Here is a 15,832-nt window from a genome sequence, read left to right as displayed (position 1 = left end):
GACCCCGCCGTTGCCAAGCACGGACCACGCCGTCCGCCTTCACGAAGCTGCACCAGTTCGAAACAGATCGTGCTTTGGAGCGCCAATGCCGTTAACGAAACCCGTTCAGCATTCGCTAAGCGCCGGCTGCTATGGCAAGCCTACGGAACTGTGGGGAATACCGGCTGATGAACATCTCGAGCATCATGAATACCGCGTCGTCGGGCATGCGCGCGCAGACCAACCGTTTCGCCGCCACCGCCAACAATGTCGCGAACCTCAACACGCCGGGCTACAGCCGCATCGATCCCTCGACGATGACGACGGATGAAGGCCAGTCGGCCGATCTCGCCACCGAGATGACGGACATGATGCAGTCGGCACAGGGCTACAAGGCGAATGCGATCGTTTTCGAAACCGGCGCCGATCTCTGGCAACTGCTCGCCACCATCAAGCGCGACTGATTTCAGCCGAACAGATTGACCGCGGCATAGCCGAGAATGGCGGCGCCGAAGCCGATGATCAGCCATCCTGATATGCGGCGGATCAGCAGCGTCACGTCGCGTGAGATCCGGTCCCGCGCCAGATTGACGGCGGCGCTGAGCAGCGTCCACCACACCATCGCACCCGCAAAGACGCCAACAACGATCGCCGCTGTTTCCATCGGCGTATTGCCGTCCACCAGTCCGAGACCGGCAAACAGACCGCCGAAAGAGAGCAGCGCGCCGGGATTGGAAACTGCCAGCAGGAAGGTCGAGGCGATCGTCCGGAAGAGGTTCCCTGCCCCCATTTCGCGCGCAGCCGCCGGCGGCGTCACGAGGTCGCGAATGCCGAGAAAGATCAGCAGCAGCCCGCCAACCGCCGCGATCGGCAGCGAATAGGCATTGACGACATTGGACACCATCGCCAGACCCGCCGCAGCGACCAGCGCGTAGACGGAATCCCCGAGCGCCGCGCCGATACCGATTGCAGCACCCGAAGCGAATCCGCGGTTCAGGCTGCGGTCAATGCAAAGCGTCGCAATCGGCCCGGGCGGTATCGTGATAACGAGACCGAGCAGAGCGCCTTTGGCAAACAGCAGAAGCAGCGTTTCGATGATCATGCCTGAGAGATGTTACGCCGCCGCGATCGGACAACTGCAAAAAGAAAAAGCCGCCATCGCTGGCGGCCTGTTGGTGGCCATGAGACCGCGCATCAATGCGAAGCGGTCACCACGGGATTTCCCTGGGCGGCAAGAGCCGCGAGATCGGCAGGCTTCAGTTCGACGGATTCGCCACAGCCGCAGGCCGATGTCTGGTTCGGGTTGGTGAAGGTGAAGCCGGAGCGCAGCGTCGTCTGCTCGAAGCCGAGCTGGGTACCGAGCAGATAAAGCACGGCCGAGGGCTCGATCCAGACGCTCGCGCCATCGCGCTCGATCAGGTCGTCCTTCGGGTTGGGCTCGGTCACCATGTCAATGGTATATTCCATCCCAGCGCAGCCGCCCTTCTTGATGCCGACGCGAATGCCCTTGGCGTCCGGTCCAGCACCACCGACGATCGCCTTCACGCGATCGGCCGCTTCCTGCGTCATGCTCATCACTGCAAAGCCCATCGGCTCATTCTCCTTACGCACACGGATTGAAGGTCCGGTGTTTCATGAATCAAATGTAGTGCCAGTGGCTTAACCGATCAATACCAGCCGCCAATTAGTACCAGCCGACAGCGACCTGCGCCTCTTCCGACATGCGGTCCGGCGTCCACGGCGGATCGAAGGTCATTTCGACCTCGACGCCCGACACGCCTTCGACGGCACCGACGGCATTCTCGACCCAGCCGGGCATCTCGCCGGCCACGGGGCAACCGGGCGCGGTCAGCGTCATCATGATCTTGACCATCCGGTCGTCTTCGATGTCGATCTTGTAGATCAGACCGAGTTCGAAGATATCGGCCGGAATTTCCGGGTCGTAGACCGTCTTCAGTGCGCCGATCACGTCGTCGCTGAGACGCGCCAGCTCTTCCGCCGGAATGCTCGAATGCACGATACCCTCGCGCACGTCGGTCTTCTGTTCGCTGTCATCAAGGCTCATTACGGTATCCTCAAGCAAAAAACTTGCGCGCATATTCCAGCGCATCGGCCAAGGCATCGACCTCGGCGCGGGTATTATACATCGCGAATGACGCACGGCATGTGGAGGTCACGCCGAAGCGTTTCAAGAGCGGCATGGCGCAATGCGTGCCGGCGCGAACCGCAACACCACGCCGATCGATAACCGTCGAGACATCATGGGCATGCAGGCCTGCAAGCTCGAACGAGAAAATGCCGCCCTTGCCCGGCGCATTGCCGATGACCCGCAGCGAATTGACTTCGCGCAGCCGCTCGGTCGCATAGGCCGTCAGATCCGCCTCGTGGCGCGCGATCGCCTCGCGGCCCACTTTTTCCATGTAATCCAGTGCATAGCCGAGACCGATCGCCTGAACGATCGGCGGCGTGCCGGCCTCGAAACGGTGCGGCGGCTCGTTATAGGTGACGTTGTCTTCGGTGACTTCGAAGATCATCTCGCCGCCACCCTGGAACGGGCGCATCTCGCGAAGGCGATCCTTCTTGCCGTAGAGGACGCCGATCCCCGACGGACCGTAAAGCTTGTGGCCGGTCATCACATACCAGTCGCAGTCGATATCCTGCACGTCGACGGGCATGTGAACGGCGCCCTGCGATCCGTCGAGCAGCACCGGAATACCGCGCTCATGAGCGATACGGCAGATTTCCTTGACCGGAACGATGGTGCCGAGCGCATTCGACATATGGGTGATGGCAACGAGCTTGGTGCGCTCCGTCAGGCTCTTTTCGAAAGCCTCGATATGGAAGGCGCCGTCGTCATCGACATCAACCCAGACCAGCTTGGCGCCCTGGCGCTCGCGGATGAAGTGCCAGGGAACGATGTTGGAGTGATGCTCCATGATCGAAACGACGATCTCGTCGCCCTCGCCGATCTTCGGCATGCCCCAGCCGTAAGCGACCGTATTGATCGCCTCAGTGGACGACTTGGTGAAGACGATATCATCGACCGAAGGCGCATTCAGGAAGCGCCGCACCTTTTCGCGCGCAGCTTCGTAAGCCTCGGTTGCTGCATTCGACAGGAAATGCAGACCGCGATGCACATTGGCATATTCGTTCGAATAGGCATGCGTCACCGCGTCGATGACGGCCTGCGGCTTCTGAGCCGACGCGCCGTTGTCGAGATAGACCAGCGGCTTGCCATACACTTCCTTCGCCAGGATCGGGAAATCCCTGCGAATGGCTTCGACGTCATAGGCGACTGGGTTAACCTGGTCCATTGCAGACCCTTTCGGTTTTCGCTGTCGAACATGGCTCCGGCAGAAGCCTTATGCCGACAAGCGTCTCACTTGCACTGCGTCATCCTCGGGCCTGTCCCGAGGATCCAATCACGTCGCAACACGATCGACCGTTGTAGATGCTCGGGACAAGCCCGAGCATGACGAAGGATAGGCTGCGTCAATGCCGCCGGTAACTCAGGCGTGCTTTTCGAGCCAGGCGGAAATGATGCCTTCCAGCGCATCCACCAGAGCCTCGTCTTCCAGTTCCTCGACGATTTCGGCGACGAAGGCGTTGACGAGCATCGCCCGCGCCTTGTTCTCCGGAATGCCGCGAGCCATCAGATAGTAGAGGTGGTTGCTGTCAATATCGGCAACCGTCGCGCCATGGCCGCACTGCACGTCATCAGCGAAGATTTCGAGCTCCGGCTTGACGGAGAACTCGGCATCATCGGACATCAGCAGCGTGTTGCAGGCCATCTTGGCATCGGTCTTCTGGGCATCCGGAGCAACCCGGATCATGCCCTGGAACACGCCCTTGGCGCGATCGAAGACGACGTTGCGGATGATTTCCGTCGAACCGGTATTCGGCACGTTATGGCCGAGAACCATGGTGACGTCGGTGTGGGTTTCGCCGCCGAGCAGGTTGATGCCGCGCAGCGTCAGGTCGGAACCCTCGCCCGTCGCCTTTACATGCAGCTCCTGGCGCACCAGCTTGCCGCCGGCATTGATGACGAAGAGCTTCAGCTTCGCATCGGCGCCGAGATCGATGCGGATCTGGCCAAGATGCGTGTCGTCACCACCCTGCTGCTGCAGGATGATCCAGGTCAGTTCCGAGCCGTCACCGATCGTGATGTCACTGACATGGGACACGAGCGCCGCATCAGGGGTCACCGACAGGTGACGCTCGATGACGGTGCCCTTGACGCCGGCGCCGAAGGTGACCGGAAGACGCGTATGGATCTGGCCGCCGGCATGGACGATATCGATCTCGAGCGGCTGCTCCAGTTCGGTTTCGGACGGAATGTCGATCACATAGCCGTCGCGCACGAAGCTGCCGTTGATCCGGCCAACCGCATCGTCGGCGCCAAGCGCGCCGAGAGAGGTCGCAGCCGAACCATCGAGCAGGCTCTGGGCATAGCTCGAAATCTCGATGCCGCCGACCGAAGCCTTGGCATCGACATGGCCCTGGACGATCGAAAGCACCGAAGAACCCTCGACGAGCGGCTTCACCGTCTTCGAGGCAGCATCACCGGCAACGGCCGGTATGGCGCGCAGCAGGTTCTTCAGATCGGTATAGTGCCAGGCCTCGACGCGGCGCGTCGGCAGGCCGGACTTCTTGATGTCGTCGAGCAGGCGGTCGCGCGTCGCGGTGACCGCGCCGTCGCCCGGCAGCTCGCCGAACTGATTGTTGAAAGCCTCGATGAGCGCAGCTTCCGCGGCGGTCAGGCGGCTCGTGGTCTGCATGTTCATGGACACGTCCTTTCCGCCTTAATCAGGCTGCCGCTCCGATGATGTCGGCATAACCGTTGGCTTCCAGCTCATGTGCCAGCGTCTTGTCGCCCGACTTGATCACCTGGCCCTTGTAGAGAACGTGAACGGTGTCGGGAACGATGTAGTCGAGCAGGCGCTGGTAGTGGGTGATGACGATCACGGCGCGATCAGGCGAACGCAGCGCGTTGACGCCGTCGGCAACGATCTTCAAGGCGTCGATGTCGAGACCGGAGTCGGTTTCGTCGAGCACGCAGAGCTGCGGCTGCAGCAGCGCCATCTGCAGGATCTCGGCGCGCTTCTTTTCACCGCCGGAGAAACCGACGTTCAGCGGGCGCTTCAGCATGTCAGGGTTGATCTGCAGCTTGGCGGCAGCGTCCTTGACGAGGCGCATGAAGTCAGGCGTCTTCAGTTCTTCTTCGCCGCGAGCCTTGCGCTGCTCGTTCATCGCCACCTTGAGGAACTGCATCGTGGCAACGCCCGGGATTTCGACCGGATACTGGAAGGCCAGGAAAATGCCCTTCGAAGCGCGCTCGGCTGCGTCGAGCTCGAGAATGCTCTCGCCGTTATAGAGGATGTCACCCTCGGTGACTTCATAGTCTTCGCGGCCCGACAGGATGTAGGAGAGCGTCGACTTGCCCGAGCCGTTCGGGCCCATGATAGCGGCAATCTCGCCAGCCTTCACCGTCAGGTTCAGGCCACGGATGATCTCGGTGCCGTCTTCGGCGATACGGGCGTGCAGGTTTTTGATTTCAAGCATGTTCTTGTTCCATAAAAGCGTTCGGAAACGGGCGCGCCCAACCGCGCCCTCGAATAATCAATGCAGAGACAGCGTCAGCCGACAGACCCCTCAAGCGAGATGCTGATCAGCTTTTGCGCTTCGACGGCGAATTCCATCGGCAACTCCTGCAGGACTTCCTTGACGAAGCCGTTGACGATCAGGGCGATCGCCGCTTCGGTTGGGATGCCGCGCTGCAGGCAGTAGAAAAGCTGGTCTTCGGAGATCTTCGAGGTGGTCGCCTCGTGCTCGAACTGCGCGGTCGAGTTCTTCGCCTCGATGTAAGGCACCGTGTGGGCGCCGCACTTGTCGCCGATCAGCAGCGAGTCGCACTGCGTGAAGTTGCGGGCGTTCGACGCCTTGCGGTGAGCCGAGACCTGGCCGCGATAGGTGTTCTGCGAAACGCCGGCGGCAATACCCTTCGAGACGATGCGGCTCGACGTGTTCTTGCCGAGATGGATCATCTTGGTGCCGGAATCGATCTGCTGGTGACCGTTGGAGACGGCGATCGAGTAGAATTCGCCTCGGGAGTCATCGCCGCGCAGGATGCAGGACGGGTACTTCCAGGTGATCGCCGAACCGGTTTCGACCTGCGTCCACGAAATCTTCGAACGGTCGCCGCGGCAATCGCCACGCTTGGTCACGAAGTTGTAGATGCCGCCCTTGCCCTGGGCGTCGCCCGGGTACCAGTTCTGAACGGTCGAATACTTGATCTCGGCATCATCGAGAGCAACGAGCTCGACGACAGCCGCATGCAGCTGGTTTTCGTCGCGCTGTGGCGCGGTGCAGCCCTCGAGGTAGGAAACGTAGGCGCCTTCCTCGGCGATGATCAGCGTGCGCTCGAACTGGCCGGTGTTCTTCTCGTTGATGCGGAAGTAGGTCGACAGTTCCATCGGGCAGCGAACGCCCTTCGGCACGAAGACAAACGAGCCGTCGGTGAAGACGGCCGAGTTCAGCGTCGCATAGTAGTTGTCGGAGGTCGGAACGACCGAACCCAGATACTTCTGAACCAGTTCCGGATGCTCGCGGATCGCTTCGGAGATCGACATGAAGATAACGCCGGCCTTCTTCAGCTCTTCCTTGAAGGTGGTGACGACGGAGACGCTGTCGAAGACGGCATCGACGGCGATCCGCGGCTTCTCGACGCCGGCCAGGATTTCCTGTTCCTTCAGGGGAATGCCGAGCTTCTCGTAGACCTTGAGGATTTCAGGATCGACTTCATCAAGCGACTTCGGACCCGGCGTGCTCTTCGGCGCGGCGTAATAGTGAATGTCGTTGAAATCGATCTTCGGGTAATCGACGCGCGCCCAGTTCGGCTCTTCCATCGTCAGCCAGCGCTTGTAGGCTTCCAAGCGCCACTCGAGCATCCATTCCGGCTCCTGCTTCTTGGCGGAGATGAAGCGGATGATATCTTCGGACAGGCCCTTGGGTGCCTTGTCCATTTCGATGATGGTCTCGAAACCGTATTTGTACTGATCGACGTCGATCTCGCGGACGCGATCAACCGTTTCTTGTACGGCTGGCATGTCGTTCTCCAATCTCGCCGGCTAAAGGTCCGGCAGGCTGTCGTGCGGGCAATTTTCTGATTGCCCCTTATGTAGTGGGCCAAAAGGGCCTTTTCAGCCCTGATGGCAAGCGGAAATTTCCGTTTCCGCAATTTTGTGAGACGGTCAGGTCGCCTCCCCGGCCGGCCTGCGCCGTCCGGCAATTTTTCCGAAGGCGGCAAGCGCCCGGTCGATATCCTCGCCGCTGGTCGCAAAGCCGAGCGAAATGCGCAGCGCGCCGAGCTTCGGGTCATGGCCCATGGCAACGAGGACATGGCTTTCGCCGACCTTGCCGGAGGAGCACGCAGAGCCCGCCGAAAGCGCCACACCTTCGAGATCGAAAGCGATCTGGCCGGTCTCGGCCTTCAGGCCCGGCAGCGTGAAGAACGTCGTGTTCGACACACGCGGACCATCGGCGCCGTAGATCACCACATCGGGTGCCGCTGCCCGCATGCCGCTTTCCAGCCGCGCCTGCAAGGCCGCAATCCGGCCGTTCCGTTCGCTGAAATCCGATCGCGCCTGTGCGGCAGCCGCGCCGAAGCCGATGACGGCGAGCGAATTCTCGGTCCCCGACCGGTGACCCTTTTCCTGCCCGCCGCCATGGATCAGCGGCTTCGGCATCAGGATCTCGCCGCGCGACACCAGAGCGCCGGCGCCCTTGGGCCCGCCGAGCTTGTGCGACGACAGGATCAGAAAGTCGGCGCCGAGCGCATTGATATCGATCTCGATCCGCCCTGCGGCCTGCACGGCATCGACGACGAGAAGGCCGCGATGCGCCTTGACGATCTCGGCTGCCTCGCGAACCGGCTGGACGATCCCAGTCTCGTTATTGACGAGCATGATCGCCACCATCGGCAGACCGGATGAGGCATCGTGACCGGCAAGCAGGCCCTGAAGCGCCGCAAGATCGACGGTACCATCCGACGTCACCGGAATCTCGGTGGTCTTTTCCTTTGGGAAGCGTCCACCCTCGCGAATGGCGGGATGCTCGACGGCGCTGTAATAGAGATGACCGACCGCGAGCGGCGTGCGCCCCATGCGAAATTCCGGCGTCAGCACCATATTGGCGGCTTCGGTCGCACCGCTCGTCAGAATGACATGCGCGGGCTCGGCCCCGACAAGGGCGGCAACCTCGCGACGCGCGCCTTCAATTGCGGCGCGAACGGCACGTCCCTCGCCATGCACGGAATTGGGGTTGCCGAACAGATCCATGGCGCGCAAAACTGCTTCGCGCACTGCGGGATGCAGCGGCGATGTCGCGTTCCAGTCAAGATAAAGGCGGGGCGGCGCCATGATCTCAAGTCCTGCGCTTGGTTTCTGCTTCGGTGGTCCGGCTCATTTTTCTTGAAATTTCCGCCGGGCTTGCCTTATGACACTTTCACACTGCGTGGCGTGCCATGCAAAGTTTCGAATTGTTCTAAACTGCGTTTTAGAAAAGCTGACAACGTCCGTCAAGTCTGCGCAGTCCGAACGCGAAAATAAAACCCGGAGTACCGATGCCCGAAGTCATTTTCAACGGCCCTGCCGGCCGTCTTGAAGGCCGCTACCAGCCCTCCAAGGAAAAAAGCGCACCGATTGCCCTCATCCTGCACCCGCACCCGCAGTTCGGCGGCACGATGAACAACCAGATCGTCTACCAGCTCTTCTACATGTTCCAGAAGCGCGGGTTCACGACACTGCGCTTCAATTTCCGCGGAATCGGCCGCAGCCAGGGTGAATTCGACCACGGCGCCGGCGAGCTCTCGGATGCCGCCTCGGCGCTCGACTGGGTGCAGAGCCTGCATCCCGATTCGAAGACCTGCTGGGTTGCCGGCTACTCCTTCGGCTCCTGGATCGGCATGCAGCTCCTGATGCGCCGCCCGGAGATCGAAGGCTTCATGTCGATCGCTCCGCAGCCGAACACCTACGACTTCTCGTTCCTGGCGCCCTGCCCGTCCTCCGGCCTGATCATCAACGGCGAACAGGACAAGGTTGCCCCGGAAAAAGACGTCAACGGCCTCGTCGAGAAGCTGAAGACGCAGAAGGGTATTCTGATCACCCACCGCACTGTTCCGGGCGCCAACCACTTCTTCAACGGCCAGGTCGAGCCGCTGATGGCCGAGTGCGAGGACTACCTCGACCGCCGCCTGAACGGCGAACTGGTGCCGGAACCGGCCGCCAAGCGTATTCGCTAAGCCTTGATATCGCTGGCGTCGATCTCGAAGGTCGGCGCCACGAAGCCATCGATCAGCCTCGGCTCGATCTCCCGCATGCCGGCTTTGCGCAGCACGTGCTGGGAAGCAAAATTCTCCGGATGCGTGAAGGCGATCAAGCGGTCGCTGAAGCCCTTGCCGAGGAACCAGGCGATCAGTCCCCGCGCCGCCTCCGTCGCATAGCCCTTTCCCCATTCGTCCTCATTGAATGCGTAGCCGAGCTCGAACTCGCGCGCCTCCTCGTCATGCAGAGATATCCCGGCACGGCCGACAAAGCGCCCGTCGCTCTTGGCCACGACCTTGTATTTCGTCGTGCCGTCATCATCCTGTTCGTCGATCCACTGCTCGATGCGCGACTGGCAGCGTTCCATCGTCCAAGGCAGGCCACCCGACATGAAGCGGCTCGTCGCCAGCGTCGAATGCAGGGCATGAACCAATGGTGCCTCGTCCGGCTGCCACATCAGGAACTGCAGCCGCTCCGTCTCAAGGATCGTTTGCATCGATAGCCTCCGTCAGCACACCACCGCTCACCGCTTCCCGGACACCCGTCGTGCCCGGATAGGTCAACGGCAGCCCCTCGAGCGAGCGCACGGCCAGATAAGCCCAAGCCTCCGCCTCCATCGCGTCGCCGTTGAAACCGGCTTCTTCCGCCGAAATCACCGTCGCCCGATGCTCTGCAGCCAGCTGCGCAAGATCGCGCATGATCACCCTGTTCAGCCGTCCGCCACCGCAGATCACATAGAGCGCCGGCATCACCGGCAGGTGACCGGCCGATTTGATGATCGATGCCGCCGCCACATAGGCAAGCGTGCGCGCGCCATCAGCAAGCTCCGCATCCCGTCCCTGCGGCGGCAGGAAATCGTTGCGGTCGAGCGATCGCCGTTTTGCCGCGGTAAAGAACGGGCTTGCGAGATAACGCTCGGCCAGCTCGCTGACGACATGGCCCTCGGAAGCGATCATGCCGCCCTGATCGAAGGGTATCCCGGCATGGGCCTCCACCCACTGATCGATCAGCGTGTTGCCGGGGCCGCTGTCATAGGCGATCACCGTACCATCGGCGCCGACATAGGTCAGGTTGGAGATACCGCCGATATTGACGAAACAGACCGGCATCTTCGCATTGCTGATATTGGCGGCCAGCGCAGCGTGATAGGCAGGCACGAGCGGCGCGCCCTGGCCGCCATGAACCATATCGTTCGCCCGCATGTCGTAAACCGTCGCAATACCGGTCTCGCGGGCGAGAAGTGCGCCGTCGCCGATCTGAACGGTCAAGGCCTCGTCCGGCCGGTGCAGGACGGTCTGACCGTGAAAGCCGAGAACATCGATAGCGCCGGCCTCCATTGCATTCTGTTGCAAAAACTCCCTAACGGCAGCTGCGTGCCGCTGCGTAAGCTCCCGTTCGATGGCCGCGAGATCGCCCGGCCGTTCCTGCCGGTTCTTGATCGCCTTCGCCTGCTCGAGTGCCGTTTTCAGCCGTTCGCGAAAAGCCGGATCGTAGGAAACGCCGAGAAACGGCCCGCGCTCGACGAAGCCGTCGCCGTCCGTCCGCAGCAATGCCACATCGATCCCATCCATCGACGTGCCGCTCATCAGGCCGATCGCGGTTCTCACTCCGGGCATGCTTCCTCCAAAAACTGTGCCGCCGAATAGTGCACTTTCGGCAAAACAGTGCTAAACGCGCCGCGGCGCTTCAACAAGTGCCGATCTCAATTCCCTCCGAAGCCTCAAGAGACGAAGTCATGTCCGAGTTCAAATCCGATTTCCTGCGCACACTGAAAGAGCGCGGCTTCATTCATCAGGTCTCCGATGAATCCGGCCTCGACGATCTGCTCGCCAAGGAAACCGTGACGGCCTATATCGGCTTCGATCCGACGGCGCCGAGCCTTCATGCCGGCTCGCTGATCCAGATCATGATGCTGCACTGGTTCCAGGCAACCGGCCACCGCGCCATCTCGCTGATGGGCGGCGGTACCGGCATGGTCGGCGATCCCTCCTTCAAGGAAGAGTCGCGCCAGCTGATGACGGTCGACACGATCGAGAGCAACATCGCTTCCATCAAGCGCGTCTTCTCGAACTACCTCACCTATGGTGAAGGTCCGAAGGACGCCCTGATGATCAACAATGCTGAATGGCTGCGTTCGATCAACTACCTCGAATTCCTGCGCGATGTCGGCCGCCATTTCTCGGTCAACCGCATGCTGTCCTTCGACAGCGTCAAGACGCGCCTGGATCGCGAGCAGTCGCTCTCCTTCCTCGAATTCAACTACATGATCCTGCAGGCCTACGACTTCGTCGAACTGGCCAAGCGTTACGACTGCCGTCTGCAGATGGGTGGTTCGGATCAGTGGGGCAACATCGTCAGCGGTATCGACCTCGGTCACCGCATGGGGACACAGCAGCTTTACGCGCTGACCTCGCCGCTGCTGACGACCGCATCCGGTGCCAAGATGGGCAAGTCGGCGACCGGCGCTGTCTGGCTGAACGCCGATATGCTCTCGGCCTACGATTTCTGGCAGTACTGGCGCAACACCGAGGACGCCGACGTATCGCGCTTCCTCAAGCTCTACACGACGCTGCCGATGGACGAGATCGCCCGCCTCTCGGCGCTGGCCGGTTCGGAGATCAACGAGGTCAAGAAGATCCTCGCGACGGAAGTCACCGCCATTCTGCACGGCCGCGCCGCTGCGGAGCAGGCCGCGGAAACCGCCCGCAAGACCTTCGAGGAAGGCGCTCTATCCGACAACCTTCCGTCGGTCGAAATTCCGGCTGCCGAACTCGATGCCGGCCTCGGCCTGCTGTCGCTCATCGTCCGCGCCGGCCTCGCCGCGTCCAATGGCGAAGCACGCCGCCACGTCCAGGGCGGTGCCGTGCGCATCAACGATCAGGCGATCAGCGACGAACGCACGGTGATCGGCAGTGCCGAGATCACCGCTGATGGCGTGATCAAGCTGTCGCTTGGCAAGAAGAAGCACATCCTGATCCGCCCCGCTGCCTGAGCGGTCCGGATAATCTGATTGAAAGGAAGCCGGCCACGCGCCGGCTTTTTTTATTGAAACTCGAAGATGTTGCGGAAGACGCCAGGGGCGATGATCGACAGCGGGTTGATCTGCAGGTTCGGCTTGTCGAACTTGCCGGTCAGCTTGAAGGTGATGCCGATCAGGCCGCGGTCGGTACCGTTACCAAGAATGATGCCGATGACCGGCAGTTCGGCGAATAGCCGGTTCAGACCGTAGGCCGGCATGAAGGTGCCGGTCATGTCCATATTGCCCTTGGCATCGCGGATCACGCCCTGGAAGGTCGCGCCGATCTGCTCGCCGCGCACTACGCCGTTCTCGATGGTGACGGTACCGCCCTGCGAGACGATACGGGCAAAGCCGCGCTGGAAGCGCTGCGCCGACGTATCGATCTCGCGCTTCACGGCAGCATTCAGGCTTCGCTGATCCTTGCCGACGGGGGTTGCCACGATCGACCGCAGCCGGTCTTCGTTGACGATCTGGAAGCGGCGCACATCCGCCGAGCCGTCCCAGCCGCGCGGGCCGAAACGTACGGTCATGTTGAGCAGACCGCCGCGCATATGCTTGTAGAAATCGGCAAAGCGCGACACCGATCCGGCATCACCCGTCGTGATATTCAGAACGCGCCCGTCCTTCATCTGCGTCACGACGGCCTCGCCGCTGTCGGTGACACCGGAGAGGTTCAGCACCTGCAATTCGCCGTCGCGCATCATGTAGAGCGCATCGAGGCCGCGCACGCGTTCGTCGTTGAAGCCGACGATCTGGCCGAGCTTGGCGCGCACGGTGATATCACCGCCCTTGCTGTCGCCGCCGCCATCGTCGCCGCTGCCGTTCTGGCCGTTTTTCAGACGCGCCAGGATTGGCCGCGCATCGGCGGTATCACCGGAGACAGAAACGTCGAAAACGCCCTTGCTGCGGCGGATCGAGATGGCGAAATCGTCGAGCGACGAGAGTTTCACGCTATCGAAATCGGCAGATGTCAGCCCGCCCTTCGCGACGTTCAGCGATCCGCTGGCACCAAAGCCGTCGCCCTTGAGCTTGAAATTCTTGACCTGCGTGTTGTCTGCAGGACCGGAGACCTCGAACGTCGCCTCTGCTGGAATGCCGCTGCCCTTCGCCCAGCCGACCCACGGCAACTGCAGGGCGGCGCGCGACAGGTCTAGATCGACGGACTGCCGCTCTTCGTCGATCCGCGCCAGCTCGACCTTGATGCTGCCGTCGATGATATCCGACAGGCCCGGCAGCAGCTTCTCGCGCTGGTCGTTGGTCAGCGTCGCCGTTATGACGCGCTGCGGGGTGATGCCCGAATTCTTCTCGACCGGTTCCAGCAGCGAAATCTCCGCCGGCACACCATCGATCTGCCCCTTGCCGTCGAGCGTCACCTGCTTCGGATCGGCATTCAGCGTCCCGTCCAGATTGGTGATCTTGCGCCCGGAGATCGGCTTGCCGACATCGACGCCGGAAAGCTGCATCGAAGCCTTCCAGTCCGGCGGCGGCGGGTTCTGTGCGCTGACGAGGCCGAAGCGAGCCTGCACGGTGGCATTGATCTTGCCGCTCAGGTCCTGTGGCGCCAGCCCGGCGCGCTGCAGCACCTGGATCGGCTTGTAGGTAAGAAGCTCGCCCACGGCGTCAGCTGAGCCCGATATGCCGAGCTGCATCTCCGCCATCAGCGGCTTGTCATAGGTGGATGGCAGCACGAAGCTGCCAGCACCAAGATTGACCGAACGCCCAGAGGCAAAGAACGACGTGCCGCTCTTGATCGAGATCGTCGCCCGCGGCCCCTTCAGGTCGAAATGCGCCGAAGTATCGCGAATCGGCGGGATTTCGCCGGCGACATTCATCCGGGTATTGGCAATATCGAAGGCGATCTTGATCTGGTTCTCGTCGAGCTTCAGCCCCTTGCCGACGGCCTCATCGAGGCGTCCGAAGGGAATGAAGACGGAAATCGAGGCGTCAGCGACCGTGCCGCCGAACAGGTTCTTCAGCACCCAGTCGCGGGCCTTCGGCGCCATCCAGAACGGCCAGAGCTGCTTGATCGCCGCCGTCTGCAATTGCTGCGACTGGCCGACGAAGCTGATCTCCGGCGAAACGTCGCCGAATTTCGCATGCAGCGACCCATAGAGCTGTCCGAGCGGTGTCGATACCGTGATACCGGGGAACTGCAGCTCTTTGGTCGCGACCATGAAGCGGCCGCTCGTCTGGATATCGAACGGCACCGGCTGCTCGCCGGATCCGAGGGGAGAGGCGCTGCCGCCGCTGACGAGGAGATCGATGCCGAAGCCCTTGCCGGCTGTCGGATCCAGCCGGTCGAGGTCGATCAGGCCGCCGTTGAAGGGAACGGTTGTCGCGCCGAATTGCCCCTGCGACCGGGCGATCTCGATCGTTTCCTTCTTGAAATCGTAATTCAGATTGATCTGGCCGCCACTCAACTGCTGCTGGTCACCATCGACATAGATCAGCCCCGGCGCCAGCGTCACGCCGGTCGTCAACGACGGATCGGTGCCCTCGCCGTCCCTGACAGCCGAAATGTTGATATCGGCGAAAGCGTTGATGCCCTGGCGGATCTCACCCAGCACGTTTCGCTTGATGGCAAACGGCGTCAGGTCGGCATGGCTGAGCTTGGCGGTGAAGCGCTGGGTCTTGTCGCCCAGCCTTTCGGCCTGAACGTCGAGCGTCGCCGGCTGGCCGTTGATGGCGATTTCGCCGGTCAGCTGCAGCGAATGATCGGTCGGCCGGGCAAAGACGAGATCGTCGATCACAAGCGACACCGGTCCGTTCGCCGTATCGGCCAGCTTGACGTTGATTCCCGATATGCGGACGCTGTCCGTGCCGCCGCGCTGGGCGAAACTGTCGAATAGGTCGAGATGCGAGAATGCCGATTCGAGCGCTTGGGGCACTTCGTCGACGCGAAGATTGTCGAGCTTGATGGGATTACCGGCAGGCAGCAGCGCCGTATCGAGCGCGATATCCTCCGCCTCGACATCGGTGATGGCGATCCGCCCGCGAAACAGCGCCAGCGGATCGAGCGCCATGCGCATCGCTTCGACTGTCGACAGATGTTCGCCGCTCTGCTGATCGATCAGGTTGACGTTGCGGGCCTCCAGCGCCAGCCGCAGGCCGGAGGTGAAGCGCACCACCGTCGAGCCGACTTCGGCCTTGTAGCGCGGCCCCATCGCGTTGTTCAGCGCCATCTGCGCCTGCTTCGACAGCGCCGTATCGATCATGCCGCTTTCGATCACGCCGACGATCGCGGCAATGATGATGAAGAGGAGAGCAAAGCAGGCGCCGGTCCAGCCGGCGGTGCGCCGCAGCCGGGAGCGCGGCGGCGGGCAATGCACGATCATCGGATCCTCGGCTTGCGCCGAGGGGAGTTCATGCAAAGCGACGATGTCTTTCTTGCGAAACGTAACCTTTTCGCCGCGGATGGCCGACATACGCCTTGGGTAACTCCTTGAATTCTTATTTTCCGGTCTAGCTCGCCGGATACTCGCCCAATATATATCGGCCAGGTTCAGTGTCACTC

The 15,832-nt window shown here is 61.8% G+C and carries 14 protein-coding genes; 3 read left to right on the top strand and 11 right to left on the bottom strand.

All coding sequences use genetic code 11. The annotated features are described in order from the left end of the window. The first annotated feature begins 167 nt into the window (after window positions 1-167). Entirely contained in the window at window positions 168-443 is a 276-nt protein-coding gene (locus ACODR6_RS28350) for a flagellar basal body protein (RefSeq protein WP_489025724.1), read from the top strand. Between the two features lie 2 nt (window positions 444-445). Here ACODR6_RS28350 and ACODR6_RS28345 read toward each other — a convergent pair whose 3' ends face one another. From ACODR6_RS28345 to ACODR6_RS28310, 8 genes are all read right to left on the bottom strand, one after another. After that, window positions 446-1,081 (bottom strand): LysE family translocator, encoded by a 636-nt coding sequence (locus ACODR6_RS28345; RefSeq protein ID WP_489025722.1) that lies wholly within the window; start codon window positions 1,079-1,081, stop codon window positions 446-448. A gap of 92 nt (window positions 1,082-1,173) precedes the next feature. After that, a complete protein-coding gene (gene sufA, locus ACODR6_RS28340; RefSeq protein ID WP_112716389.1) occupies window positions 1,174-1,569 on the bottom strand; it encodes a Fe-S cluster assembly scaffold SufA in 396 nt (131 codons plus the stop codon). 94 nt (window positions 1,570-1,663) lie between these two features. Continuing rightward, a complete protein-coding gene (locus ACODR6_RS28335) occupies window positions 1,664-2,044 on the bottom strand; it encodes an SUF system Fe-S cluster assembly protein (RefSeq protein ID WP_112716391.1) in 381 nt (126 codons plus the stop codon). Window positions 2,045-2,054: 10 nt separating this feature from the next. Further along, window positions 2,055-3,293 (bottom strand): cysteine desulfurase, encoded by a 1,239-nt coding sequence (locus ACODR6_RS28330; protein WP_489025719.1) that lies wholly within the window; start codon window positions 3,291-3,293, stop codon window positions 2,055-2,057. 195 nt (window positions 3,294-3,488) lie between these two features. Beyond that, window positions 3,489-4,763 carry a Fe-S cluster assembly protein SufD gene (sufD, locus tag ACODR6_RS28325; protein WP_489025717.1) on the bottom strand — a complete coding sequence of 425 codons (1,275 nt, stop codon included), beginning with the start codon at window positions 4,761-4,763 and terminating at the stop codon, window positions 3,489-3,491. A gap of 22 nt (window positions 4,764-4,785) precedes the next feature. Continuing rightward, window positions 4,786-5,541, bottom strand: coding sequence for a Fe-S cluster assembly ATPase SufC (gene sufC, locus ACODR6_RS28320; RefSeq protein WP_203428825.1), 756 nt, complete (start codon window positions 5,539-5,541; stop codon window positions 4,786-4,788). A 74-nt stretch (window positions 5,542-5,615) separates the two neighbouring features. After that, window positions 5,616-7,085 carry a Fe-S cluster assembly protein SufB gene (sufB, locus tag ACODR6_RS28315; RefSeq protein WP_130278250.1) on the bottom strand — a complete coding sequence of 490 codons (1,470 nt, stop codon included), beginning with the start codon at window positions 7,083-7,085 and terminating at the stop codon, window positions 5,616-5,618. 144 nt (window positions 7,086-7,229) lie between these two features. Beyond that, window positions 7,230-8,396, bottom strand: coding sequence for a cysteine desulfurase family protein (locus tag ACODR6_RS28310; protein ID WP_489025714.1), 1,167 nt, complete (start codon window positions 8,394-8,396; stop codon window positions 7,230-7,232). Window positions 8,397-8,599: 203 nt separating this feature from the next. Here ACODR6_RS28310 and ACODR6_RS28305 point away from each other — a divergent pair, with 203 nt between their 5' ends. Next, the gene (locus tag ACODR6_RS28305; RefSeq protein WP_112716403.1) at window positions 8,600-9,277 is read left to right on the top strand and encodes an alpha/beta hydrolase; all 678 of its coding nucleotides are present in this window, start codon (window positions 8,600-8,602) and stop codon (window positions 9,275-9,277) included. Here ACODR6_RS28305 and ACODR6_RS28300 read toward each other — a convergent pair. Both ACODR6_RS28300 and ACODR6_RS28295 read right to left on the bottom strand, forming a co-directional pair. After that, the gene (locus ACODR6_RS28300) at window positions 9,274-9,795 is read right to left on the bottom strand and encodes a GNAT family N-acetyltransferase (RefSeq protein WP_489025712.1); all 522 of its coding nucleotides are present in this window, start codon (window positions 9,793-9,795) and stop codon (window positions 9,274-9,276) included. The genes ACODR6_RS28305 and ACODR6_RS28300 overlap by 4 nt on opposite strands. Continuing rightward, window positions 9,779-10,915, bottom strand: a complete 1,137-nt coding sequence (locus ACODR6_RS28295) for an anhydro-N-acetylmuramic acid kinase (protein WP_203428822.1) — start codon at window positions 10,913-10,915, stop codon at window positions 9,779-9,781. Before ACODR6_RS28295 ends, ACODR6_RS28300 begins: the two co-directional genes overlap by 17 nt. A 119-nt stretch (window positions 10,916-11,034) precedes the next feature. Between ACODR6_RS28295 and tyrS the strand changes: the two genes are divergently transcribed. Further along, window positions 11,035-12,291, top strand: a complete 1,257-nt coding sequence (tyrS, locus tag ACODR6_RS28290; protein WP_489025711.1) for a tyrosine--tRNA ligase — start codon at window positions 11,035-11,037, stop codon at window positions 12,289-12,291. A gap of 50 nt (window positions 12,292-12,341) precedes the next feature. On the opposite strand, the gene ACODR6_RS28285 is transcribed toward tyrS, so the two are convergent. Continuing rightward, window positions 12,342-15,743: a hypothetical protein gene (locus ACODR6_RS28285; RefSeq protein ID WP_489025709.1), complete on the bottom strand. Its 3,402-nt coding sequence runs from the start codon at window positions 15,741-15,743 to the stop codon at window positions 12,342-12,344. Window positions 15,744-15,832 lie beyond the last annotated feature (89 nt).

This window comes from Rhizobium sp. FG96 (assembly GCF_057808655.1).
The sequence above is the reverse complement of the archived record's forward strand: the minus strand, read 5'-3'. Positions and strand labels throughout refer to the sequence as shown.